We start from the raw sequence: 23,585 nt of genomic DNA on the forward strand, positions 1-23,585 counted from the left end.
TTTAATGTTATTTGCACCGCAGGAGAGAAGACTCACGGTGCGGGCGCGCACGGACGCGAGACGGGCGGGCGGCGCACCAATGTGCGCCACCCGCCCGCCCGTTGAGCGAACCGGGTACGTACGGCCTACGAAACCACCGCGGGATCCGCCGACTTGGACACCCGGCCGGCATCCTCCTCGTCGTCCCCCACCGCGATGCCGCGCCGCTTGGAGATGTACACCGCGCCGATGATGACCGCGACCGCGAGGATCGCGATCAGGATCCGCACGCCGATGTTCTTGTCGTCGCCGTAGGAGAACTTGATCACCGCGGGCGCGATCAGCAACGCCACCAGGTTCATCACCTTCAGCAACGGGTTGATCGCCGGGCCCGCGGTGTCCTTGAAGGGGTCGCCGACCGTGTCGCCGATCACTGTCGCCGCGTGCGCGTCGCTGCCCTTGCCACCGTGGTGGCCGTCCTCCACGAGCTTCTTGGCGTTGTCCCAGGCACCGCCGGAGTTGGCGAGGAACACGGCCATCAGGGTGCCCGCGCCGATCGCACCGGCCAGATAGGAGCCGAGCGCGCCGACGCCGAGCGTGAAGCCGATGAAGATGGGCGCCATCACGGCCAGCAGACCCGGTGTGGCCAACTCCCGCAGGGCGTCCTTGGTGCAGATGTCGACGACCCGGCCGTACTCGGGCTTCTCGCTGAAGTCCATGATCCCGGGCCGCTCACGGAACTGCCGGCGCACCTCGAACACCACGGCGCCGGCCGAACGCGACACCGCGTTGATGGCGAGCCCGGAGAAGAGGAAGACGACCGCCGCCCCGGCGATGAGACCGACCAGGTTGTTGGGCTGCGAGATGTCCATCATCAGACTCATCGGGGCGCCCGCCCCGGAGAGCTTCTCTCCGACGTCGTTCGCCCCGGTCGTGATCGCGTCGCGGTACGACCCGAACAGCGCCGAGGCCGCCAGCACCGCGGTGGCGATGGCGATGCCCTTGGTGATGGCCTTGGTCGTGTTGCCGACGGCGTCCAGGTTGGTGAGCACCTGCGCGCCCGCGCCCTCGACGTCGCCCGACATCTCGGCGATGCCCTGCGCGTTGTCGGAGACCGGGCCGAAGGTGTCCATGGCGACGATCACGCCGACCGTGGTGAGCAGACCGGTACCGGCCAGCGCGACCGCGAACAGGGCCAGCATGATCGACGTACCGCCGAGCAGGAACGCCCCGTAGACGCCGAGCCCGATCAGCAGCGCCGTGTACACGGCAGATTCGAGACCGATCGAGATACCGGCGAGTACGACGGTGGCCGGACCGGTGAGCGAGGTCTTGCCGATGTCGCGCACAGGCCGGCGGGTCGTCTCGGTGAAGTAGCCGGTCAGCTGCTGGATCACGGCGGCGAGCAGGATGCCGATCGCCACCGCGACCAGCGCGAGGATCCGCGGATCGCCGTTCTTGCCGCTGATCGCCGCGTCCGTCACGCCGTTCAGGTCCGAGTACTTTCCGGGCAGATAGACGAAGACCGCCACGGCGACCAGCGCGAGCGAGATCACCGCGGAGATGAAGAAGCCCCGGTTGATCGCGGACATGCCGCTTCGGTCGGCCCGGCGCGGGGCGACCGCGAAGATGCCGATCATCGCGGTGATCACACCGATGGCCGGCACCAGCAACGGGAAGGCGAGCCCGGAGTCGCCGAACGCCGCCTTGCCGAGGATCAGCGCCGCGACCAGCGTCACGGCGTACGACTCGAACAGGTCGGCCGCCATACCGGCGCAGTCGCCGACGTTGTCGCCCACATTGTCGGCGATGGTCGCGGCATTGCGCGGGTCGTCCTCCGGAATGCCCTGTTCGACCTTGCCGACCAGGTCGGCGCCGACGTCGGCGGCCTTGGTGAAGATGCCGCCGCCCACACGCATGAACATGGCGATCAGGGCGGCGCCGAGGCCGAAGCCCTCCAGCACCTTCGGCGCGTCGGCCGCGTACACCAGCACCACGCAGGAGGCGCCCAGCAGGCCGAGACCCACCGTGAACATGCCGACGACGCCGCCCGTGCGGAATGCGATCTTCATTGCCTTGTGCGAGACGGCGGTGAGATCCTTTTCCGGTTCACCCGCCGCCGGTGTCGCTTCCCTGGCCGCCGCGGCGACACGCACATTGCTGCGTACGGCGAGCCACATGCCGATATAGCCGGTGGCCGCCGAAAACACCGCTCCGATCAGGAAGAACACCGATCGTCCGGCACGCTGACTCCAGTCGTCGGCGGGCAGCAGCATGAGCAGGAAGAACACGACGACGGCGAATACGCCGAGCGTGCGCAACTGACGGGCCAGATACGCGTTGGCACCTTCCTGGACCGCCGCCGCGATCTTCTTCATGCTGTCGGTGCCCTCGCCCGCCGCGAGCACCTGGCGCACCAGGATCCCGGCGACCACGAGCGCGGCCAGCGCGACGGCCACGAAGACCGCCACCAGGACACGGTTGCCGTCGGTCAGTACTGCGGCTGCGAAGGTTGTGGGTTGGCCCAACTGATGAGGGGTAGAAAGCCCCGCCATTCGTCCTCCTTGACGCTTGGGCTGAGCTCAAGATGTGGACGGATTCTAGGTACCGGAACCTGATCAAAACAGAGCGCGGTAATCGTAATTAGCCTGCACCTGCTCTACAGCAAATGATCGACATCACACCACAGAACCCGAAAGTGGTAACGCCCCAAAGGCGTTGACGCCCGCATTGACGCTTGATCAAATTATCGACTGATTGATCGTGAATTCCTTCACGAATTCCGACGGCCGCCGGAAAATAACACGAAACCCCTGCTGAGCGGGGCTCCGGAGGGTGGCCGGCCGACGGCATCCGCACGGCCGGACGACGGCACGGGCGCACGGGTGACACGGGCGGCGGGAGCGGCACGGGGAGGGTGGTGGTGATGCGGGGACTGGTCGGCAGGGCACACCGGGACCTGCCGGAGGCGGAAGAGACGGCGAGGACGGCCGGAAGGGGCGCGTGGAGCACAAATGGCGTGATGTGCAGGGTGAGGACCGCTGTGAGCAGGGTGACGCCGGTGGGACGAAGCGCAGAAAAGCTCGGGACCGGGGGCATCCGGATCCCGGCGTGTCGGCGCCCCCACCGGTACGCGGTCGCGTGCGACCAGCCGGAACCAGGAGAACGGCCCAAAAGAACGGACCAGGAGAACATCGGCAGGGCCGGGGAGGCCCGGCGAGCCGGGGAGCACGGGGAGGAAGCCGCCCGTGACCCACGCCCAAGCCCGCCGTGATCCAGGAACGCGATGAAGCCGAAGAAGCCGGTGAAACCCGGTGGAGCCCGGTAGAGCCCGGGAACCCGATGAAACCGGATTGGGCGCGATGGCCCGACGGAGCCGGATCGGGGCCAGGTCGGCCCGATGGCGCGATGGAGCCGGCAGAAATTGGAGCGATGGAGCCGGCAGAAAGTCGCCCGCAGGTGTGTCGCGGGGTGCCGCCGCGCGGCGGTGTCAGGCGAGGGCGGTGGCCGGTGGTGTGGTCGGCCAGGTCATGCGGATCAGCCCGCCGTGTTCACCGGCGGTCACCTCCACGTCGTCGACGAGTCCGCTGATCACCGCGAGGCCCATCTCGTCCTCCTCGGTCTCCGCGTCCACCTCGTGAGCGGAGCCGCCGGGCGCGCGCTCACCCGGGGCCGAACGGGGCGCCTCGTCGCCGACCTCGATGGAGAACTGTTTCTCCTCCTCGATCAGCACCACCTTCACCGGCGCGGTCGTACCGGCGCCCTGATGCAGTCCTACGGCGCGGGAGCATGCCTCGCCGACGGCGAGCCTGACCTCGTCGAGTACGGCCTCGTCCACTCCGGCCCTGCGCGCCACCGCTGCCGCCACCAGTCGGGCGGTCCGGACGTGCTCGGGCAGCGCGCTGAAGCGGAGCTCAACGGTGGCCATGCGTCCCCCTCGGAACTTCGGGCGTGCGGTCGGGGGGCCGGACCGCCGAAAGTCCGACCCCCCTGATGAACTTCTTCCGCCCCGGGCGATCGGCCCGGACACGGTCCGACGGCTCGGGCCGGTCGGTGGCCCGAGTCCGATCGGCGACCGGGGTCAGTCGGTGGCTGCCACCGCTTCGTCGACCGAGGTGTGAATCGGGAACACCTTGGTCAGACCGGTGATGCGGAAGATCTTGAGAATGCGCTCCTGGTTGCAGACCAGGCGCAGCGAGCCCTCATGGGCACGCACTCGCTTCAAGCCGCCGACCAGCACGCCGAGCCCGGTGGAGTCGAGGAAGTCCACGCCCTCCATGTCGACGACGAGGTGGAAATTCCCGTCGTTCACCAGCTCGACCAGCTGCTCGCGCAACTTGGGCGCGGTATATACGTCGATTTCGCCACCGACCTCGACGACCGTACGATCGCCGACGGTACGGGTCGACAGGGACAGGTCCACGGATCCTCCAGCACCTTGCTATCGAGCGGTCGCCCCTCGGGACACCTCGGCTTGCGGCCCCCGGGACGTACGCCAGCCGCGATGGCATTCAATCACTTACCGGCAGGCGTGCACGACGCCTTGGACCCATTGTCCGTCACGCCGGTGACACACTCGGTGCCGATGGCCAAGAATCACCGATCCGATCGACTCCAGACGGACGCCGAAACCGGCTTCTCCCCGGGCACGGTCCTGCACCGGCTCGCCTCGGGGCCGAGCCGGTCTTCGCGCATCACTCATACGGAGCATTTGCCCCCACGTGCGGGCCGCCATGCCGTCTGGCCCGATCGGATCCGCGCCGAGGTCGTCGCGGCCGTCCAGGCCGCCGGTATGGACCACCCGTGGGCCCACCAGGCCCTGGCCGCCGAGCACGCCCTGGACGGCGACTCGGTGATCGTCGCCACCGGCACGGCCTCCGGCAAGTCCCTGGCGTACCTCGTACCGGTCCTCTCGGCCCTCCTGGACGGCTCCGAGGCCCCCACCCGGACGGAGCAGCGCGAACGGCCTCCAGGAGGCTCTGGCGGGCGAGGGGCGGGCGGGCGCGGCAGCACCGCCCTGTACCTGGCCCCGACGAAGGCACTCGCGGCGGACCAGTGCAGATCGGTGAAAGAACTTTCACAACCGTTGGGCAAGGCGGTGCGCCCCGCCGTGTACGACGGCGACACGGCGTTCGAGGAACGCGAATGGATCCGCCAGTACGCGAACTACGTGCTCACCAACCCGGACATGCTGCACCGCGGCATATTGCCCTCGCACGCCCGCTGGGCCTCCTTCCTCAAGCACCTCGAATACGTCGTCATCGACGAGTGCCACACCTACCGGGGTGTCTTCGGCTCGCACGTCGCCCAGGTGCTGCGCCGGCTGCGCCGCGTCTGTGCCCGCTACGGCGCCTCGCCCGTGTTCCTGCTGGCCTCGGCGACCGCCGCTCAACCGTCCGTGGCGGCGCGTCGGCTCACGGGCCTGCCGGTCGTCGAGGTCGCCGACGACGCCTCCCCCCGAGGGGAACTGGTGTTCGCCCTCTGGGAGCCCCCGCTCACCGAGCTGCACGGCGAGAAGGGCGCGCCCGTCCGCCGCACCGCCACCGCCGAGACCGCCGACCTGCTGACCGACCTCACCGTCCAGGGCGTGCGCTCGGTCGCGTTCGTCCGTTCCCGGCGTGGCGCCGAGCTGATCTCGGTGATCGCCCAGGAACGGCTCGCCGAGGTGGACCGCTCCCTGCCCCGGCGCGTGGCTGCCTACCGCGGCGGCTACCTGCCCGAGGAACGCCGCGCCCTGGAACGGGCCCTGCACTCCGGCGAACTGCTGGGCCTGGCCGCGACGACCGCCCTGGAACTCGGCGTGGACGTGTCCGGACTGGACGCCGTGGTGATCGCCGGATATCCGGGCACGCGCGCGTCCCTGTGGCAGCAGGCAGGCCGGGCCGGCCGCTCCGGCCAGGGCTCGCTGGCCGTACTGGTCGCCCGTGACGACCCGCTGGACACCTTCCTCGTGCACCACCCCGAGGCCCTGTTCGACCAGCCCGTGGAGTCCACGGTCCTCGATCCGGACAACCCCTACGTCCTGGCTCCGCACCTGTGCGCGGCCGCCGCGGAGATCCCGCTCACCGAGGCGGACCTGGACCTGTTCGGCCCCGCCTGCACGGAGGTGCTGCCGCAGCTGGAGGCCGCGAAGCTGCTGCGCCGCCGGGCGAGCGCCTGGCACTGGACGCGCCGGGAGCGGGCCGCCGACCTGACCGACATCCGCGGTGCGGGCGGCCAGCCGGTGCAGGTCGTGGAGGCCGGGACGGGTCGCCTGCTCGGCACGGTCGACGCGGGCGCCGCGCACTCGACCGTGCACGAGGGGGCGGTCCATCTGCACCAGGGCCGCACCTACCTGGTGCGCTCACTCGACCTGGAGGACTCGGTCGCCCTGGTCGAGCAGGCGGACCCGCCCTACTCGACGGTCGCCCGCGACACGACGTCGATCTCCGTCCTGGAGACGGACGTAGAGGTCCCGTGGGGGGCGGGGCGGCTGTGCTACGGCTCTGTGGAAGTCACCAACCAGGTCGTCTCCTTCCTGCGTCGACGTGTCATCACCGGCGAAGTACTGGGCGAGTCCAAGCTCGACCTCCCTCCTCGTACGCTGCGGACGCGCGCGGTGTGGTGGACGGTCACCGAGGACCAGTTGGACGAGGCCCGGATCAATCCGGAGATCCTCGGCGGCTCCCTGCACGCCGCCGAGCACGCCTCGATCGGCATGCTCCCGCTGTTCGCCACCTGCGACCGCTGGGACATCGGGGGTGTCTCGGTCCCGCTGCACCCGGACACACTCCTGCCGACGGTCTTCGTGTACGACGGCCACCCAGGCGGCGCGGGATTCGCGGAACGCGCCTTCCACACGGCCCGCGAATGGCTCACCGCCACCCGCGAAGCCATCGCCTCCTGCGAGTGCGACGCAGGCTGTCCGTCCTGCATCCAGTCCCCCAAGTGCGGCAACGGGAACGAGCCGTTGCACAAGAGGGGGGCCGTACGGCTCCTCACGACCCTCCTGCGCGGGGCTGCGCACCCACCGGAGCCCGAGGAGTCGCCGCACCCCGAGAAGAGTCCGGACTCCGGGGAGACACCGGATTCCGAGCGGATATCGCGACACGAGCCGGGGCAGGCAGGGTCGGCGGAGGCGCCGGGAGGGTCGGCAGGGGTGCCGGGGGGCTCGGCGGAAGTGTCGGCAGGGGGCCCTGCTGGGGCGGCCCAGCAGGACCGGCCCGTGCCCTGACCTCCGCCGCGAGCGGGCCGCTGCCGGCCGCAACAGTGAGGTCCGAGGTCTCCCCGACGATCACGCACCGCACCAGACGTGTGTCCTGGGCCTCGGCCACCCGTCCGGCTCGCGCGCAGGCCGCGGCCGTGCCCTCGGCCCAGTGGTCCGCCGCCGCGAGAGCGGCGAGGTCCGCGCCGCCCGCCGCACGATGCCGGACCACGACGGCCTGGCCCAGAGCGAGCACGCCACCGAACATCACGCACAGGACTGCGATCGCCCCGACGCACCAGACGGTGGCGGACCCCCGGTCCGAGGACCGCGCCCGAGCCCACCCGGGCACCCGAACCCTCCCAGGGAACGAGACCCGCTCGCGGTCCACGCCCCGTCCAAGGAACGAGAACCGCTCAGAGAACGCGACCCGCCGACGGAACGAGAACCGTCCGGGGAGGAGAAGCCGCCCGAGGGACAGGATCCGTGCGGACCCGAAAACCCACCCTCGGTACGGGATCCTCCTGGGCCCCGCAGCCCACCCGCGGGACGGGATCCACCCAGGAACCGGAACTCGCCTGTGGACAACCGGGACCCGCCTGTGGAACAGAACCGATCCGGGCAAACAGACGGGCGCCCGGCGCCTCATGGGCCCACCTCCCCCGTCAGCTGTGGGCCCTCCGTGGCCGCCACGGCCTCCTCCCGTACCTCCAGCGGCAGGGAGCCGAGCAGTGGCGGCCACGCCACGACCGTGACGCGCACCTGGTGCTCCTCGCGGCCGACCGTGACCTTCGCACCGTCCGGTGCGGCCGCACGGGTGACCGCGACGACCGCGTCGGCGGGGTCCTGCCGGGCCGCCGCCCGCGCGCCCGTCCTCGCCGCGTCCACGCACTGGATCTGCGTCACCACCACGAACAGCCCCCAGACCAGCGCCATCGTGAACGCCACCAGCACGGGCAGCACCACCGCTGCCTCGGCCGTCACGAACCCCGCATCGCGCCTCTCCTCCCACTCACATCCGCGCACTGAGGGCTCGCTTCACGATGGCCTGCAGTTCCGCGCGCACCTGTCCGCTGGTCACGACCTCGTAGAGCAGCAGCGCGAACCCCACCGCCGCGACGATCCCCATCGCGTACTCGGACGTCACCATCCCCGAGTCCCGGCACCGCCGCGCCCAAAGCCACGCCCACGCCCTCTCGGCCCTCTCGGCCCTCTCGGTCTTCTCGGCGTTCTTGCTCATCTCAACTCCCGCTGTTCCCAAGCCATGCCGAACCTGCCGGCCCCATCCACCTTGTGCGCCTTCTCACTTCACGTTCGCCGTCTCACACCTCCTCATCCCGTCATCCACCGCCCCCTCCCACCACGCCACCCGCCAGCCCGATCACCACGGGCAGGACGCCTACGGTGATGAAGGCGGGCAGGAAGCACAGCCCCACCGGCGCGGTGGCCATGACGGCGGCTCTGCGAGCCCTCGCCGTGCCGGTACGCGCCCGCTGCGCACGGGCGTCCGCGGCCAGCCGGGCGACGGGTTCCGCGGCGGGCAGCCCGGACTCGTCGGCCCGTTCCAGCAGCCGGGCGAGCGGCCGGCCACCCGGCAGGGACACCAAACGTCGCCATGCCTCGGCCGGTTCGCCGCCCAGCCGCACCTCCGCCGCACCCTGGGCGAGCCCCGCCCCGACCGGCCCCGCGAGGGCCTCGCCGACGGCCTGAGCGGCGATCACCGGGCCGGCGCCGGCCGCGATACAGGCCGCCAGGAGGTCTGCGGCGAGCGGCAGTTGGCGAGCCGCCTCCGCAGCATCGGCTCCCGCCGGACGGCCCGCCGACTCCTGCCGACGCCACCACCGGCACAGCACCACACCTGCTCCCAGCCCCAGCACCGCGCCGGTGACACCATCGACCAGCACCCACCCGGCACACACCGCCCCGGCCACCGGCAGCCACCGGCGTCCGGTGGCCCGCGCCGCCGGGACGCACCGTCGGACGGGCGGCCGGATCGCCGGGGTCCGGGCCGCCGGCAACTCGGCCAGCCGTCCGCGGACCCGGCGCTCACGCCGCCGCACCGCGAGGCACCGCACCAGCAAGGCAAGGCCCCACGCCATCGCGGCGGCCACCCCCAGCCTGTGGACAACTTCCGCGCTCACGCCGCCTCCGCTCCTCGTACGATCCGCGCCGTCCACCACAGCCCGGCGACCTCGAACAGCCCGCCGATCACCAGGCAGCCAAGTCCCGCCCCGGTGTGCAGCAACACGCGCAGGGGGTCGGCGCCCATCGCCGTACCCAGCAGGAGTCCGAGGACGGGCAGGGCCGCGAGCATCACCGCGGTCGCCCGCGGGCCTGCCAACTGGGCGCGCAGATCGGCACGTTGGTCGCGTTCCGCGCGCAGGGCCGCGTCGAGCCGGTCGAGGCCGGCCGCGAGCCCGGCGCCCTGGTCCACGGCCACCCGCCAGCACGCCGCGAGTCCCCGAAGCCCCTCCGCGCCCGGCTGCCGGGCCGCCGCGGCGAGCGCACCCGGTACGTCACCGCCGAACCGGGCCGCCGCGAGCACCGTGGCCTGCGCGTCCCCCAGTCCGTCGGAGTCACGCGCGGCACGCAGTAGTGCCTCCCCCGGCTGCCGCCCTGCGCGTAGCTCTCCGGCGAGTGCCCCGCACAGGGCGATCACCGCGTCCCCGCGCTCCTCCCGGGCCCGCCGTGCCGCCCTGGCCAGCCGGAGCCGGCGCAGCAGGGGCACAGCGGCCGCCCCCGCGACGACCGGAATCACCGAGCCGCTCAGCAGTCCGACCGCGGCACCGACGGCGAGCGCGCACCATTCGCCCCGCAACCGGCCGCGAAGACGCCGCAGTTCCCCCGCTGCCCGCCCCCACAGGGGCGGTCCGGTCGCCACGACACCGCCGCCCGCGAGCAGCAGCCGTGCCCGCCGTGCGCCACGGTGCCGCTCGCCGAGCAGCCACGCGGCCACCGCGACGCACGCCCCCGCGGCCCCCATCGGCATCTCACCCATCGCCCGCGTCACCCCCATGGTTCGCTTCGCTTCCGTCGTCGCGGAGCAGCCCGCGCAGCCGCTCCCATCCCCGCTCCCGTGTGAACGCCCGCGCGTCCCAGCGCAGCGCGGGAACGGTCCGCACCAGACCCGTCGGATCCCGCTGCAGTACGTGCACCTCGTTGATCCGCCGCCGTCCGGTACGGTCCCGGGCGAGGTGCAACACCACCGACAGCGCGGCCGCCAACTGGCTGTGCAGGGCCGCCCGGTCGAGCCCGGCGGCAGTACCCAGTGCCTCCAGGCGGGCCGGGACGTCCGCGGCGGCGTTGGCGTGCACGGTTCCGCACCCGCCTTCGTGGCCGGTGTTGAGGGCGGCCAGCAGGTGCACGACCTCGGGGCCGCGCACCTCGCCCACGACCAGCCGGTCGGGGCGCATCCGCAGCGCCTGGCGCACCAGGTCCTCCAGGGTGACCAGGCCGGCGCCCTCCTGATTGGCGGGTCTGGTCTCCAGCCGTACGACATGTGGATGGTCCGGCCGCAGTTCCGCCGAGTCCTCGGCGAGCACGATCCGTTCACCGGGGCCGGCCAGTCCGAGCAGGGCGCTCAGCAGGGTCGTCTTGCCGCTGCCGGTCCCGCCGCTGATCAGGAAGGACAGCCGCGCCCTGAGCAGTGCCCGCAGAATCCGGTCCCCGCCGGGCGGCACCGTGCCGGCCGCCACGAGTTCGTCGAGGGTGAACGCCCGGGGCCGTACGACCCGCAGCGACAGGCAGGTGCAGCCGACGGCCACCGGCGGCAGCACGGCGTGCAGCCGGGTCCCGTCGGGCAGCCTGGCGTCGGCCCAGGGCCGTGCGTCGTCGAGCCGGCGTCCGGCCACCGCGGCGAGCCGCTGCGCGAGGCGTCGTACCGCCGCCGCGTCCGGGAAGGTCACCGGGGTCAGCTCCAGCCCGCCGCCCCGGTCCACCCACACCCGGTCCGGGGCCGACACCAGGACGTCGGTGACGGAGGGATCGGCGAGCAAGGGCTCCAGCGGGCCGCTGCCGACCAGTTCGGAGCGCAGCAGGGCGGCCGCGCCGAGGACTTCGGCGTCACCGAGGACTCGTCCCTGTTCGCGCAGCGCCTGTGCCACACGTGCGGGGGTCGGTTCGGCGCCGCTCTCGGCGAGCCGGCGCCGCACGCCGTCGAGCAGCCGCGCGCCGTCCGCCGGTTCGAGCCCGGGAATCGTCCTCATGTGCCACCTGCTTCGACGGGCGTCCGTCCCCAGAAGTCCTTGCAGAACCGGGCCAGCGGCCCGCGGGCCGCGACTCCGGGTGGTTTCCCGCCCTCGTGCGGGCGCAGCAGCCCCGGTTCGACGGGTACTTCGCCGGCCAGGGGAAGTCCGAGCAGGCGGGCCACCTCACGGTCGTCGAGTCCCGGTGTGTACGGCCCGCGCACCGCCACGCGCAGGTCGCGCAGGACCATGCCGACGGCGGCGGCCACCCGGCCTGCCGCCGCGACGGCGCGCAGTTCGGCGGGGACGACGAGGAGCGCGAGGTCGAGCTGGGCAAGGACCTCGGCGACGCCGTCGTCCAGGCGCCTGGGCAGGTCGACGACGACCGTGCCGCCGCGCCGCCGGGCGGCGGCCAGCACCGCCCGCACGGCCTGGGGCGGGACGGCGACGCAGTCGCCGCGGTCCCAGCTGAGCACCCTCAGGGAGTGCAGCCGGGGCAGCGACTCCTCCAACGCGCCGCCGCCGACCCGGCCGCGCGAGGCCGCGAAGGCGGGCCAGCGCAACCCCTCGGCCGTCTCGCCGCCGAGGAGCACGTCGAGTCCGCCGCCGAGCGGATCCGCGTCCACGAGCAGGGTGCGCGCTCCCTCGCGCGCGGAGGTCACGGCGAGCGCACACGCGAGCGTGGAGGCTCCTGCGCCGCCCCGGCCTCCGATGACACCGACGGTGAACGCGGGTCGGCCGACGCCCTCGGCGACGTCGGCGATGCGGTCGACCAGCCACTGCTCGCCGTCGGGCAGCATCAGGACGTGGTCGGCACCGATCTGGACGGCCCGTTTCCAGACTCCGGGGTCGTCCTGGTCGCGGCCGACCAGCACCACTCCGCGTCGGCGCGCGGCCCCGTGTACGCGCCGCGCGGCGTCGTCGCCGACCAGGACGAGCGGGGCAGCCTCCCAGCGGTCTCTGCGCTCCGGTACCCCGTGGTGGACCTCGGGTGTCGCGCCCGCCGCAGCGCACAGACGCAACAGGTCGTCGAGGAGATCGGTGTCCTCGGTGACGATCAGCGGCCGTCCCGGCCCGCCTCCGGTGGCGGGCGGCGGATCGTGGGTGACGGTTCCGGTCATGTGTGCTCCCCCTTCGCTGCATCTCCCGCGCGGCCCTCTGCGGCCACGCGATTCCCAAGCCTGTGAAGAACCGGCGAGCGGCCTTCATATGAACGGCCGATACGTATCGGCCGAACGCGCGCCGACAATCGCCGACCGGCCATGAACTCGCGGCCGGCGGAACGCGTGGGAATCACGGTGCAGCGATCCCGGAAATCATGTGGATCTTGGTGGAAAACTGTGGACAACTCAGCGGTTGTGAATATCGCCGTCACCCATACCGGTGAGCCCGCACGAGCCGCCGCACGAGAGCCGCAGAGCACCCCCTCAGCTACTCAGCGTAGCGAGCCATGCCCATGACAAATCCACCTGCACACTCACCCTCATCATGGCCTCACAGCTGACCGAAGGAGCAAAAACCCATCCGGACATGCGACGACCCCCGCCGGGGGGGAGAGCGGGGGTCGTCCCCACGGCCGACTCGGGGGGGGAGGAGTCGGACCGGGTTAGCACGGTCGCGAACGATCCGTGACTTCCATGGTGTACCCGAGAGCCATCTCAGGCAAACCCACGCGCCCCACCTTACGCCGAATGGTGGGCGCCTATGCTCGGAGGTGTGGATAGCCACTCCTTGCCCCGCACAGCGGCCTTCTTTGACCTGGACAAGACGGTCATTGCGAAGTCGAGCACCCTCACCTTCAGCAAGTCGTTCTACCAAGGCGGACTGATCAACCGCAGGACCGCACTGCGTACCGCATACGCACAGTTCGTCTTCCTGGCCGGCGGCTTGGACCACGACCAGATGGAGCGGATGCGCGAGTATCTGTCCGCCCTGTGCCGCGGCTGGAACGTCCAGCAGGTGAAGGAAATCGTCGCCGAGACCCTGCACGACCTGATCGACCCGATCATCTACGACGAGGCCGCCTCCCTCATCGAGGAGCACCACACGGCCGGGCGCGACGTGGTGATCGTGTCCACGTCGGGCGCCGAGGTGGTCGAACCGATCGGCGAGCTGCTCGGCGCCGACCGAGTGGTGGCCACCCGCATGGTCGTGGGCGACGACGGCCGCTTCACCGGGGAGGTGGAGTACTACGCGTACGGCCCGACCAAGGCCGAGGCGGTCAAGGAACTGGCCGAGTCCGAGGGGTACGACCTCGACCGCTGCTACGCCTACAGCGACTCCGCGACCGACCTGCCGATGCTCGAAACGGTCGGGCACCCGCACGCCGTGAACCCGGACCGGGCACTGCGCCGCGAGGCACTCGCGCGCGGGTGGCCGGTTCTGGACTTCCACCGGCCGGTGCGGCTCAAGCAGCGGCTGCCCTCGCTGTCGGCGCCGCCGCGTCCGGTCCTGGTCGCGGCGGCGATAGGTGCGGCGGCGGCCACCGCGGGTCTGATGTGGTACGCGAACCGGCGCCGCGGCTCGGTCGCCTGAACCGCTGCCCGGTTCATAGACATTTGAACCTAAAAGTAAAGAACCCGGGCTGGGGGTTCCGCTGGCTTCGGGTGTGCAGTACAAAGGATTTAACGGCCCGCGAGACCAAAGGGCATCCATAAAGGATCACCTTTACAACGCATTCGGCCCCACGGACCGAGCATGAACACCGGGCACCCACGCGACGTCGACCCGTCGATTACGGGCCAGCCGCACCAGGAGACGGGCGAAGTTCCCGACCTGATGGGCAGCATTTCGAGGACGCCTGGTAACCCGGTGGACATGCCAGCGGCGGTACGAGGACTCGTACCGCCGCATCCCTGCGAGATTCCCGCTGTGGATCGGTCCCCGTGGCCACCCCGGGCTCCGCGCCGCTCTCAGGCGGCTCCGCGTTGCAGCGCCTCGCACACCGCCGTCGACTCGCGCACCCCCAGCTCGACCGCCCTGCCGCAATGGGCGATCCAGGCTGCCATGCCCTCCGGAGTGCCGGAGACATAGCCGTCGAGGGCCGCCAGGTACGCCGCGCGGCCCAACTCCGCGTGGCCCATCTCGGCGGGGCAGACCGACTTGGGGTCGAGCCCGCTGCCGACCAGGACGATCCGCCCGGCCGCGCGCGCGACCAGGCCGTTGTGGGAGGTGAAGGGGCGCAGCGCGAGCAGTTCGCCGTGCACGACGGCCGCCGTCACCAGCGCGGGCGCGGCGCTCCCCGCGACGATCAGCTCCGCGAGCCCCTCCAGCCGGCCGGACACCTCGTCCGCGCCGGGCAGCGGCAGCTCGATCAGCGGCTCGTCGACGGACTCGCCGTCCCGCCGCGGCCGGCCCACCGCGTCCGCGCTGCCCGCGGCGGCCACCAGGTGCAGCCGGGCCAGCACCCGCAGGGGTGACTGACGCCAGATGGACAGCAGTTGTCCCGTCTCCGCGGTCAGCCTGAGGGCCGCACCCAGCACGCGTGCCCCGTCGTCGGCGCCGAAGTCGGTGCGCCGCCGCACCTCCTCCAGGGCCCAGTCGGCGCCGGACAGCGCCGCGGAGCCCCGGGCACCGCGCAGCGCCGCCTCGGAGGTGATCTCGTTGCTGCGGCGGCGCATGATCCGGTGCCCGTAGACCCGGTCCACGGCCTTGCGTACGGACTCCACGGACTCGGGCACGCCGGGCAGCGAGCCCAGGGCCGCGAGCGGATCGGTGGTCGCGCCAGTCGTACTCATGAGTACGACACTACGCGCCCGCCGTTGCCCGTCCGCCGTCCCCCGGCGGACTTCGCGCCCCCTTCGATCACCACCCCACGAAGGAGTGGTCTTCTCCCACAGCGTGCCCCGTACAGTGATCACGCCACTACCCTTCGTGAACATGAAAATTGCTTTCGTCGGGAAGGGGGGCAGCGGCAAGACCACGCTCTCCTCCCTCTTCGTCCGCCATCTCACGGCCACGGGCGCCCCGGTCCTCGCCATCGACGCCGACATCAACCAGCACCTGGGCGCCGCCCTCGGCCTCGACGAGGCGGAAGCGGCCGCGCTGCCCGCGATGGGCAGGCAACTGCCACTGATCAAGAACTATCTGCGCGGCGCGAACCCGCGCATCACCTCCGCCGCGACGATGATCAAAACGACCCCGCCCGGCGAGGGCTCCCGGCTGGTCCGGGTCCGCGAACCCAACCCGGTCTACGACGCCTGCGCGCGACCGGTGGAACTCGACGGCGGCGCCGTCCGTTTGATGGTCACCGGGCCCTTCACGGACGCCGACCTGGGGGTCGCCTGCTACCACTCCAAGACGGGAGCGGTGGAGCTGTTCCTCAACCACCTGGTCGACGGCCGCGACGAGTACGTCGTGGTCGACATGACCGCCGGTTCGGACTCCTTCGCCTCCGGGATGTTCACCCGCTTCGACATCACGTTCCTCGTCGCCGAGCCGACCCGGAAGGGGGTCTCCGTCTATCGCCAGTACAAGGAGTACGCCCGGGACTTCGGCGTCGCCCTGCGGGTCGTCGGCAACAAGGTGCAGGGTCAGGACGACCTCGACTTCCTCCGCACGGAGGTCGGGGACGATCTGCTCGTCACCGTCGGGCATTCGGACTGGGTGCGTGCCATGGAGAAGGGCCGACCACCCCGGTTCGAACTGCTGGAGGACGCCAACCGCCACGCCCTGGACGCGCTCCAGACGGCCGCCGACGCGAGGTACGAGCATCGGGACTGGGAGCACTACACCCGCCAGATGGTGCACTTCCACCTGAAGAACGCCGAGGCGTGGGCGAACGAGCGCACCGGGGCCGACCTGGCCGCGCAGGTCGACCCCGCCTTCGTGCTCGGCGAGGGCGTGACCACCCCCGCCTGACGGTTACTGCTTGACCGCCGACGCCCCGGGCGCCCCTTTCGGGGCCGGGGCGGGGCGGGCCGAAAGGAAGGACGCCCAGTCCTGCTTGGGCGCCTGGCCCACCTCCAGGGTGCGCAGCTTGGCCAGCGCCTGCGGGTCCTGGGCGTCCAGCCAGTCGGCCAGTTGCCGGAAGGACACACAGCGCACCTCCGGCTTGTTGCACACCTGTTCCACGACCTCGTCGATGGCACGCATGTAGGTGCCGCCGTTCCAGGACTCGAAGTGGTTGCCGATCACCAGGGGGGCGCGGTTGCCGTTGTAGGCCCGGTTGAATCCCTGGAGCAGGCCGTCGCGCATCTGATCGCCCCAGTAGTCGTGTTTGTCGGGGTCGCCCTGGGTCGAGGTGCCGGACTGAGCGTTCATGAAGTTGTAGTCCATGGTCAGCTGCTCGTAGGTGTGGCCGGGGAAGGGAACGAGCTGCATGGACAGGTCCCACAGCCCCTCCTTCTTCTTGGGCCAGACCTGGTCGTCGACACCGCTGGTGTCGTAGCGGAAGCCCAGCTCACGGGCCGCCTTCATGAAGTTCTTCCGGCCTTCGAGGCAGGGGGTGCGGGCGCCGATCAGCTCCTTGTCGTAGTCGAAGGGCAGCGGCGCCGACTTCGTCAGACCGCTGTTGGTCTTCCAGTTCTTCACAAACTGCTTGGCCTGGGCGATCTCGCTCTTCCAGTCCTCCACCGACCACTCGCCGACCCCGCCGTCGGGGCCGCAGAAGTGGCCGTTGAAGTGGGTGCCGATCTCGTTGCCCTCCAGCCAGGCGAGGCGCAGTTGCTTGATGGTGTCGGCAATCCCCTGCTCGTCGTTGAATCCGATGTCGGAGCGGCCCGGTGAGTGCTGCGGAGGACGGTAGAGGTCGCGTTTCTCCTCCGGCAGCATGTAGACGCCGCTGAGGAAGAACGTCATGGTCGCGTTGTTGGCCTTGGCGACCTTGCGGAAGTGGGAGAACAGCTTCTGGCTGTCCTCGCCGGCACCGTCCCAGGAGAACACCACGAACTGCGGTGGCTTCTCGCCGGACTTGAGCCGTTCGGGTCTGGGCAGGTGGGGCTGCACCCCGGTGTAGGCGGTTGATCCGTCGCCGATGAGACGGAGCACGCTGTTGGGCGCCGGCGCCCCCTGCTGCGGGCCTGGCGCCCCCTTCGAACGGTCGGAGCCGGTCGCGCAACCGGCGAGCGACGCGGCACACGCCGCGGCGACCACGGCGCCCGCGGCGATCCTCTGGGGGGTGGCCATGTTCCGCCCACCTTCTTCCTTCTCTCAGGCAAACGCTGGTCAGGCGTTTTCTGGCGATGTGCCGGGTTGTGCCGACAGCGCCGTCAAGATCGCACGGGGTCGAGAAGGAATTAATACGACAAGCCGATAAGCGGCGCACTTCACCTCAATAGGTGAAGCCATGCCCCATTTGCACAGAAAATACATGCATGACCTTTACTCTGAATTACGATTCATTTACCCAACATTGGTACATGCCGCCGCTGCACGCCGTACCCCACGGCCATGCCCGCGCCCGTCGCCGACGGGACCCCCTTCCGCGACCGCGCTGCCCCGGAGGAGACGGGAAACATGTCAGCCTGCGTCCACACCCAGCCCCAGCACCTGCACCAACCACACAGCCCGCCACCGGGCCCGGCCCGCCGGTTCCGCATCGCGGGTGCCGACGTGTCCGCATCGATCGCGGTCTTCCTGATCGCGCTCCCGCTGTCCCTCGGCATCGCCCTCGCCACCGGCGCCCCGCTCCAGGCCGGTCTGGTCGCCGCCGCCGTCGGCGGGATCGTCGCCGGACGGCTCGGCGGCAGCCCGCTCCAGGTCAGCGGCCCGGCCGCCGGACTCACGGTCGTCACCGCCGACCTGATCCACCGCTACGGATGGCGTACGACGTGCGCCATCACCGTTCTCGCCGGCCTCGCCCAACTGGGCCTGGGCTGCCTGCGCGTGGCCCGGACCGCCCTCGCCGTCAGCCCTGCCGTGGTGCACGGCATGCTCGCCGGCATCGGCGTGACCATCGCCATCGCCCAGTTGCACGTCGTGCTGGGGGGCACCCCGCAGAGCGCCGTCTTCGACAACATCGTCGCGCTGCCCGCCCAGTTGGCCGGACTGCATCCCGGCGCGGTGTCGATGAGCGCCCTGACCCTGGCCCTGCTCCTGACCTGGCCACGGCTCCCCGGCAGGCCGGGCCGGCTGCTGCGCAAGATCCCGGCCGCCCTCGTGGCCGTCACCGGCGCCACCGCGACCGCCTCACTCTCCGGGCTCGTCCTGCCCACCGTCGACCTGCCGTCCTGGAGCAGCCACGCCCTGGCCGGGCTGCCCGAGGGGCCGGTGCTCGGGCTGGCCGCCGCCGTCTTCACCACCACGCTGGTGTGCAGCGTGCAGTCGTTGCTCGGCGCGGTCGCCGTGGACAAGATGGCCGCAGCCCGCCGCGGACCGAAACCCCACGTCGGCCGCTCCGACCTGGACCGTGAACTACTCGGACAGGGCTCGGCCAACATCGTCTCCGGGGCGCTCGGCGGGCTGCCGGTCGCGGGCGTGGCGGTGCGGAGTTCGGCGAATGTGCAATCCGGTGCCGTGAGCCGGAACTCCACGATGCTGCACGGCGTTTTCGTAGTAGTCGCCGCGCTGCTGATGGTTCCGGTCCTGGACCTCATCCCGCTCGCCTCACTCGCCGCCCTGGTGATGGCCGTCGGCATCCAGATGGTGTCGCTGCACCACATCCGCACGGTGACCCGCCACAGAGAAGTGCTGGTGTACGCCGTCACCACACTCGGCGTGGTGTTCCTGGGCGTCCTGGAGGGCGTGGTGTCCGGCGTCGCCGTGGCCGTCGCCGTCGCCATGCACCGCCTGGCGCGCACCCGTATCACGCATGAAGAGAAGGGAGGAGTCCATCACGTACATGTACGCGGACAGTTGACGTTCCTGGCGGTGCCCCGCCTCAGCCGAGCCCTGCATCTCGTACCCCAAGGCGCCTACGCCGTGGTGGAGTTTGACGGTTCGTTCATGGACCACGCGGCGTACGAGTCACTGCAGGACTGGCGGACCTCGCACACCCGGCAGGGTGGCACCGCCGAGCTGACCGGCTGCCGCACGGGACTGCGGCCCAGCGCGCGGGCCGCCACCGCCTCCACCGAATGCCACTGCCGGCCCTGGACGCCATGGCGCAACCACCAGTGCGTCATGCCGTCCGGCGGTCAGGGCGGGCACGGCAGTCAGGACGGGCACGGCGGTCAGGGCGATCGGGTGCGTCTGCGAGATGACGGCGACAGCAGCGGCCGGGCTCCTGATGAGGCTGGGGCGCCGGACGGCAACGGCAACGGGCACTTGGCTTCGGACGGGGTCGGGCTGGCGGGCAGCGGCAGCGGACATCTGGCTTCGGACGGGGTCGGGCAGAGGGGAGGCAGCGACAACGGACATACGGCCTCTGACGAGACCGGGCAGAGGGGAGGCAGCGACAACGGCGCAGCGGGTGGCGTCGGCAGTCGGAGCGGCGTCGGTGACAGAAGCAATGGCTTCGTTGGGGGCGACAGCGGCGGCGGAGGCAGCGATTCCGGCGCTAGCACCGCCCCGGCCGCCGCCGGCTCCGGCTCCGGCTCCGGCTCCGGCTCCGGCTCCGGGCTGGACTCGGCAGCTTCCGGCGGCGTCAGTACCGGTGTGGGGGTAGATACCGGTGCGGGCTCAGGGGGCGGTGCGGGCCCGGGAGGCGGTGCGGATTCGAGTTCAGGCTCGGGCTGGGCTGCGGGAGCGGGCCAGGGATCGGGAGCCGGGGCGGGCTCTGGCTCGGCAGCCGGGGCGGTCACGGGCTCCGGTTCGGCTGCTGGTTCGGCGAAGGGAGCGGCAGCCTCCGGCACGGGCACGGGCACGGGTGCGGGCACGGGCACGGGCACGGGCACGGGTGCGGGCACGGGCACGGGTGCGGGTGCGGGCGCGGGCGCGGGCACAGGCACGGGCGCGGGTGCACGCCCGAACCGGGGCTCGGGCTTCGGTCCGGCCGCGGACTCGGGCTGGGGCTGGGGCTCCCGGTCGGGCTCGACCCCCGGTTCGGGCTTGCGCCCGGTCACGGCCTCTGGCTCCGGCTGGGTCTCGGGCTCCGCCTTGGGCTCGCGCTTCGCAGTCGACCCTGTCATCCGCACCGGTGACCACACCAGCACCGGTGACCACACCAGCACCGGTGACCACACCGGCACGGGTACCCGTGCGGACAGCGGCGTGGGCAGCGTTGCCGGCGCGGCCCGCAGTTCCGGTGGGCGTGAACTGGCACGCGGGATCAGCGCGTTCCAGCGCAACACCGCGCCTCTGGTGCGGAGCGAGTTGGCACGGCTGGCACGGGAGGGGCAGCGTCCGTCCCAACTCTTCCTCACCTGCGCCGACTCCCGGCTCGTCACGTCGATGATCACCTCCAGTGGCCCCGGCGACCTCTTCGTCGTCCGCAACGTCGGGAACCTGGTGCCGCTGCCCGGTGCGGAGGGCGGCGACGACTCGGTGGGTGCCGCGATCGAGTACGCGGTGGATGTGCTGAACGTGCGCTCCATCACGGTGTGCGGGCACTCCGGGTGCGGAGCCATGCAGGCGCTGCTCGACTCCGCCCCGGAGGACGGGCGGTCGCCGCTCGGCCGGTGGCTGCGTCACGGGCAGCCGAGCCTGCTGCGGATGGCAGACGGCAGCCGTCCGCAAGCGCGGCTGGCCGGGCGGACGGCTGCCGACGCGGTGGAACAGCTCTGCCTGACCAATGTGGTCCAGCAACTGGAGCATCTCCAGGCCCACGATTCGGTGGCCAGGGCGCGGGCGGCGGGTGCGCTGGAGTTGCACGGGATGTATTTCCACGTGGGCGAGGCACAGGCGTATCTGCTCGGTGGCGCGAGCGGGGAGGAGGTGTTCCAGCACGTGCCCGGGGCGGAGGAGTTGCCCAGCCCCGCGTGACCGGGGCGGGGGCCGGGCAACGTAAGCCGGACTGGTCGGGACGCCCTGAGCCCGGCGGGCCAGCGCCGGGGTCAAGGCGCAGTGAGCGGGGTGGGGTGGGTGGGGGAGGGGAGGGGAAAGGGAACGAAAGAAGGAAAGCCGCAAGTGTGAGATCGCGTGCGTCACAAGCATCACAGGAGTCACTCGCATCACAGTCCTGGGCCGCCCGTCCCCGGACCATCCGTGCTCTGCAACTCGCCGGCCACCGCAAGCAGCCCCCGGCCTGGCCGACACGAGACACGGCCCTACGCCCAACCCAGCCCAACCGCACCCGCGCCGCGCCGAACCGCGCCGCGCCGCGCCGAACCGCACCGCACCGCACCGCACCGCACCGAACAGGCACCGGGTCGACACCACTCCAGACGGTGCCCGCATCACCGCACGCACAACACCACTTGCCGCCACACCGCATCTCGCCCCGTTAGTTTTTTTCGCGGTCCTGCAAGAGGGCCGCTGGCCTCCAACGCCGAACCGCCCGCCGGGCAACGGCGGGCGGTTCGGCTGGAGTTCGGCGGGTGCTCAGGGGTGCTCGGGGGTGCTGACCGCCCTCGCCACCGGGGACCGGCGGTGACCCTCAACAGGCCCGGCAGACCCAGTACGGCAGACCAGGCCCCGGCACGCGTGGAGCCCGCCCGTGGCTACATGACCATGCGCGTCTACCGGGTGGACCGCTCGGGGGCGATCATCCACGACAGTGGAAAGGTCATCGTCCCTCCCGCCCCGGAACTGCCACCGCTCACGGACGGCTACCCGCCGTGCAAGTGCCCGCGCCACCGAACCGAACGGCCATGAACCCCCCGCCCGAGCCGCCGCCCGCCGCCTCGCTCACCTACGCCCAGTACTCGGGATGGGCCTGCTGCTGGTGCGGCAAGAGCCTCATCGGCGTCATCGGCGCCCAGTCGGCCGGCATCGCGCGCGGCCGGAGCGGTGCCCACATCCTCGACAACGAGGTCTACGCCTGCCCCACCTGCGCGGGCCGCTCCACCACAGACCCCCACCCAGCTCCGCAGCCCGTGCGCGCCGAGCCGGGCGGGCCCACGCCCTCACCCCAGAGGGCAGCCGTCCAACCACGGAGGGAATCGTGTCCATCGCGCTCGACAGTCCCACCGCACCCAACACCACCCGAGACCCGCAGGAGTTGCTGAACTCGGTCGCGCCGCACATCACCGAGCTGACCGTCAACATCTTCGGCAGCCGCATGAGCATCTGGGACCGCGAGGTCGCACTGCTCCTGCGCGACCACACCATGGTCCGCGGCATGGCCGAACGGATCCTCGGCAACGCCGTCATGTACGTCATGGGCTCCATCGAGAGCCCTGACGTGCACCTCGGTGTCGGCAAGCTCGTCGACATCGGCGTCCACCAGTTGATCCTCGACACACCCGTCTGGTGGGGCATCTGCCGCGTCTACAACGGCGGCCGGTTCAAGCACCACGCCCCCTTCATCGAACGCCGCCGCGACGGCCTGTGCCTGCGTACCGGCGACTTCCTGAAGGCACAGGGCTGGCCGGTCGACGAGGAACTGTGGGCCATCGACGGCGCGGACTGCTCGCCGTGCAATGACAAGGTTCCCGACAGCCACTGACCCCGCTACAGTCGCCCCCGCCCTCACAGCTCCCCGAGGGCGGGGGCTCCCGCATCTCAACGATCCGAAGGAACGCCCGGTGCCCGTACCGCACGACATCGCCGCCGAGACCGAACTGTGGAACGCCTTCGCCGATTCCGCCTTCAAGGACGACGCCGAGCCCTCGTTCTGCTGGACCCAGTACGCCGGCCACGGACCCGGCCCCGAGCTGCTGGGCGCCCCGGAATCCGTGCTGGAGATCGGTTGCGGCACTGGCCGCGCCCTGGCCCATCTCGCCCGATTGGGCGTCAAAACCACCGGCGTCGACCTGTCGCCGCGCATGGTGCAGCGCGCAGGCGGGAAGTGGGCGTCGCTCGGCGTGTGGATCGAGCAGGGAGAGGTCCTGGACTGGCTTACCGCCGACCAGGGCCGGTATGACGCGGTGTACTCGATCTTCGGCGCGGCCTGGTTCACCGACCCCTCTTGCCTCTTTCCCCTCGTCCGCGAGCACCTGGTGCCGGGGGGCATGTTCGTGTTCTCTCAGCCGCCGGCCATCCCCGGCGCCTACGGCCCCCAGGGCATGTACAAGGACGGCTTCGCGGGCAAGGCCATGTTCACCTACCGCTACAGCTACAAGCCCGCGGTGTGGGAGCGGCACCTCGTCCGGGCCGGCTTCGCCTCCGCTGAGGCGACAGTGGTAGACGCTCCGAAGGCCGGCCACATCGGCACTCTCATTGTCCGGGCGCGCGCTTGACACCATGCGGCCCCGCTCGTCCGCTCCCTCCGTGGCGGATGGGCAGGGCCTCTCAGTATCTGCGCCACAGAGCGCCCCTCA

At 71.4% G+C, this 23,585-nt stretch carries 17 protein-coding genes and 1 pseudogene; 6 read left to right on the forward strand and 12 right to left on the reverse strand.

Annotation, left to right across the window (positions count from 1 at the left end):
- Window positions 1-125 precede the first annotated feature (125 nt).
- From ACFC09_RS07625 to bldG, 3 genes are all read right to left on the reverse strand, one after another.
- Window positions 126-2,534 (reverse strand): sodium-translocating pyrophosphatase, encoded by a 2,409-nt coding sequence (locus ACFC09_RS07625; protein ID WP_376524774.1) that lies wholly within the window; start codon window positions 2,532-2,534, stop codon window positions 126-128.
- Between the two features lie 935 nt (window positions 2,535-3,469).
- On the reverse strand, window positions 3,470-3,907 hold the full coding sequence (locus tag ACFC09_RS07630; protein WP_376524776.1) for an ATP-binding protein: 438 nt from the start codon (window positions 3,905-3,907) through the stop codon (window positions 3,470-3,472).
- Window positions 3,908-4,060: 153 nt separating this feature from the next.
- Complete coding sequence (gene bldG / locus ACFC09_RS07635; RefSeq protein WP_009189842.1) at window positions 4,061-4,402, reverse strand: anti-sigma factor antagonist BldG; 342 nt, start codon at window positions 4,400-4,402, stop codon at window positions 4,061-4,063.
- A gap of 81 nt (window positions 4,403-4,483) precedes the next feature.
- On the opposite strand from bldG, the gene ACFC09_RS07640 reads away from it, so the two are divergent.
- The gene (locus ACFC09_RS07640; RefSeq protein ID WP_376524778.1) at window positions 4,484-7,192 is read left to right on the forward strand and encodes a DEAD/DEAH box helicase; all 2,709 of its coding nucleotides are present in this window, start codon (window positions 4,484-4,486) and stop codon (window positions 7,190-7,192) included.
- Here ACFC09_RS07640 and ACFC09_RS07645 read toward each other — a convergent pair.
- From ACFC09_RS07645 to ssd, 7 genes and pseudogenes are all read right to left on the reverse strand, one after another.
- Window positions 7,110-7,514: pseudogene (locus tag ACFC09_RS07645) on the reverse strand (Rv3654c family TadE-like protein); the annotation flags it as partial. The gene ACFC09_RS07640 and the pseudogene ACFC09_RS07645 sit on opposite strands and share 83 nt — an antisense overlap.
- A 293-nt stretch (window positions 7,515-7,807) precedes the next feature.
- Complete coding sequence (locus ACFC09_RS07650) at window positions 7,808-8,146, reverse strand: TadE family type IV pilus minor pilin (protein WP_376524779.1); 339 nt, start codon at window positions 8,144-8,146, stop codon at window positions 7,808-7,810.
- A 28-nt stretch (window positions 8,147-8,174) separates the two neighbouring features.
- Entirely contained in the window at window positions 8,175-8,402 is a 228-nt protein-coding gene (locus ACFC09_RS07655) for a DUF4244 domain-containing protein (RefSeq protein WP_376524780.1), read from the reverse strand.
- A 100-nt stretch (window positions 8,403-8,502) separates the two neighbouring features.
- A complete protein-coding gene (locus ACFC09_RS07660) occupies window positions 8,503-9,303 on the reverse strand; it encodes a type II secretion system F family protein (protein WP_376524782.1) in 801 nt (266 codons plus the stop codon).
- Window positions 9,300-10,160 carry a type II secretion system F family protein gene (locus ACFC09_RS07665; protein WP_376524783.1) on the reverse strand — a complete coding sequence of 287 codons (861 nt, stop codon included), beginning with the start codon at window positions 10,158-10,160 and terminating at the stop codon, window positions 9,300-9,302. Before ACFC09_RS07665 ends, ACFC09_RS07660 begins: the two co-directional genes overlap by 4 nt.
- On the reverse strand, window positions 10,153-11,367 hold the full coding sequence (locus tag ACFC09_RS07670; RefSeq protein WP_376524785.1) for a TadA family conjugal transfer-associated ATPase: 1,215 nt from the start codon (window positions 11,365-11,367) through the stop codon (window positions 10,153-10,155). The genes ACFC09_RS07665 and ACFC09_RS07670 overlap by 8 nt, the downstream gene beginning before the upstream one ends.
- Window positions 11,364-12,467, reverse strand: a complete 1,104-nt coding sequence (gene ssd / locus ACFC09_RS07675) for a septum site-determining protein Ssd (RefSeq protein ID WP_376524787.1) — start codon at window positions 12,465-12,467, stop codon at window positions 11,364-11,366. Before ssd ends, ACFC09_RS07670 begins: the two co-directional genes overlap by 4 nt.
- 583 nt (window positions 12,468-13,050) lie before the next feature.
- Here ssd and ACFC09_RS07680 point away from each other — a divergent pair.
- Complete coding sequence (locus ACFC09_RS07680; RefSeq protein WP_376524789.1) at window positions 13,051-13,881, forward strand: HAD family hydrolase; 831 nt, start codon at window positions 13,051-13,053, stop codon at window positions 13,879-13,881.
- A 377-nt stretch (window positions 13,882-14,258) separates the two neighbouring features.
- Here the strand turns inward: ACFC09_RS07680 and ACFC09_RS07685 are convergent, their stop codons facing one another.
- The gene (locus ACFC09_RS07685) at window positions 14,259-15,083 is read right to left on the reverse strand and encodes an oxidoreductase (RefSeq protein ID WP_376524790.1); all 825 of its coding nucleotides are present in this window, start codon (window positions 15,081-15,083) and stop codon (window positions 14,259-14,261) included.
- A 142-nt stretch (window positions 15,084-15,225) separates the two neighbouring features.
- On the opposite strand from ACFC09_RS07685, the gene ACFC09_RS07690 reads away from it, so the two are divergent.
- Entirely contained in the window at window positions 15,226-16,206 is a 981-nt protein-coding gene (locus ACFC09_RS07690) for an ATP-binding protein (RefSeq protein WP_376524792.1), read from the forward strand.
- A 3-nt stretch (window positions 16,207-16,209) separates the two neighbouring features.
- On the opposite strand, the gene ACFC09_RS07695 is transcribed toward ACFC09_RS07690, so the two are convergent.
- Window positions 16,210-17,472 carry a hypothetical protein gene (locus tag ACFC09_RS07695; RefSeq protein WP_376524793.1) on the reverse strand — a complete coding sequence of 421 codons (1,263 nt, stop codon included), beginning with the start codon at window positions 17,470-17,472 and terminating at the stop codon, window positions 16,210-16,212.
- Window positions 17,473-17,802: 330 nt separating this feature from the next.
- Between ACFC09_RS07695 and ACFC09_RS07700 the strand changes: the two genes are divergently transcribed.
- The 3 genes from ACFC09_RS07700 (at window position 17,803) to ACFC09_RS07710 (ending at window position 23,504) form a co-directional block, all read left to right on the forward strand.
- Window positions 17,803-21,147: a bifunctional SulP family inorganic anion transporter/carbonic anhydrase gene (locus ACFC09_RS07700; RefSeq protein WP_376524795.1), complete on the forward strand. Its 3,345-nt coding sequence runs from the start codon at window positions 17,803-17,805 to the stop codon at window positions 21,145-21,147.
- 1,120 nt (window positions 21,148-22,267) lie between these two features.
- Window positions 22,268-22,771 carry a hypothetical protein gene (locus tag ACFC09_RS07705; RefSeq protein WP_376524797.1) on the forward strand — a complete coding sequence of 168 codons (504 nt, stop codon included), beginning with the start codon at window positions 22,268-22,270 and terminating at the stop codon, window positions 22,769-22,771.
- 79 nt (window positions 22,772-22,850) lie between these two features.
- Window positions 22,851-23,504 carry a class I SAM-dependent methyltransferase gene (locus tag ACFC09_RS07710; RefSeq protein ID WP_376524798.1) on the forward strand — a complete coding sequence of 218 codons (654 nt, stop codon included), beginning with the start codon at window positions 22,851-22,853 and terminating at the stop codon, window positions 23,502-23,504.
- Window positions 23,505-23,585: the final 81 nt, after the last annotated feature.

It is taken from the genome of Streptomyces sp. NPDC056161 (assembly GCF_042268025.1).
In the GTDB taxonomy this organism is placed as follows: domain Bacteria; phylum Actinomycetota; class Actinomycetes; order Streptomycetales; family Streptomycetaceae; genus Streptomyces.

Bases quoted from the DNA above. Each gene is read 5' to 3' on its own strand.
- ACFC09_RS07700 (WP_376524795.1), top strand. From the start codon at position 17,803: ATGTCAGCCTGCGTCCACACCCAGCCCCAGCACCTGCACCAACCACAC.
- ACFC09_RS07665 (WP_376524783.1), bottom strand. From the start codon at position 10,160: ATGGGTGAGATGCCGATGGGGGCCGCGGGGGCGTGCGTCGCGGTGGCC.
- ACFC09_RS07680 (WP_376524789.1), top strand. From the start codon at position 13,051: ATGCTCGGAGGTGTGGATAGCCACTCCTTGCCCCGCACAGCGGCCTTC.
- ssd (WP_376524787.1), bottom strand. From the start codon at position 12,467: ATGACCGGAACCGTCACCCACGATCCGCCGCCCGCCACCGGAGGCGGG.
- ACFC09_RS07625 (WP_376524774.1), bottom strand. From the start codon at position 2,534: ATGGCGGGGCTTTCTACCCCTCATCAGTTGGGCCAACCCACAACCTTC.
- ACFC09_RS07655 (WP_376524780.1), bottom strand. From the start codon at position 8,402: ATGAGCAAGAACGCCGAGAAGACCGAGAGGGCCGAGAGGGCCGAGAGG.
- ACFC09_RS07690 (WP_376524792.1), top strand. From the start codon at position 15,226: ATGAAAATTGCTTTCGTCGGGAAGGGGGGCAGCGGCAAGACCACGCTC.
- ACFC09_RS07685 (WP_376524790.1), bottom strand. From the start codon at position 15,083: ATGAGTACGACTGGCGCGACCACCGATCCGCTCGCGGCCCTGGGCTCG.
- ACFC09_RS07670 (WP_376524785.1), bottom strand. From the start codon at position 11,367: ATGAGGACGATTCCCGGGCTCGAACCGGCGGACGGCGCGCGGCTGCTC.
- ACFC09_RS07695 (WP_376524793.1), bottom strand. From the start codon at position 17,472: ATGGCCACCCCCCAGAGGATCGCCGCGGGCGCCGTGGTCGCCGCGGCG.
- ACFC09_RS07640 (WP_376524778.1), top strand. From the start codon at position 4,484: ATGGCATTCAATCACTTACCGGCAGGCGTGCACGACGCCTTGGACCCA.
- ACFC09_RS07630 (WP_376524776.1), bottom strand. From the start codon at position 3,907: ATGGCCACCGTTGAGCTCCGCTTCAGCGCGCTGCCCGAGCACGTCCGG.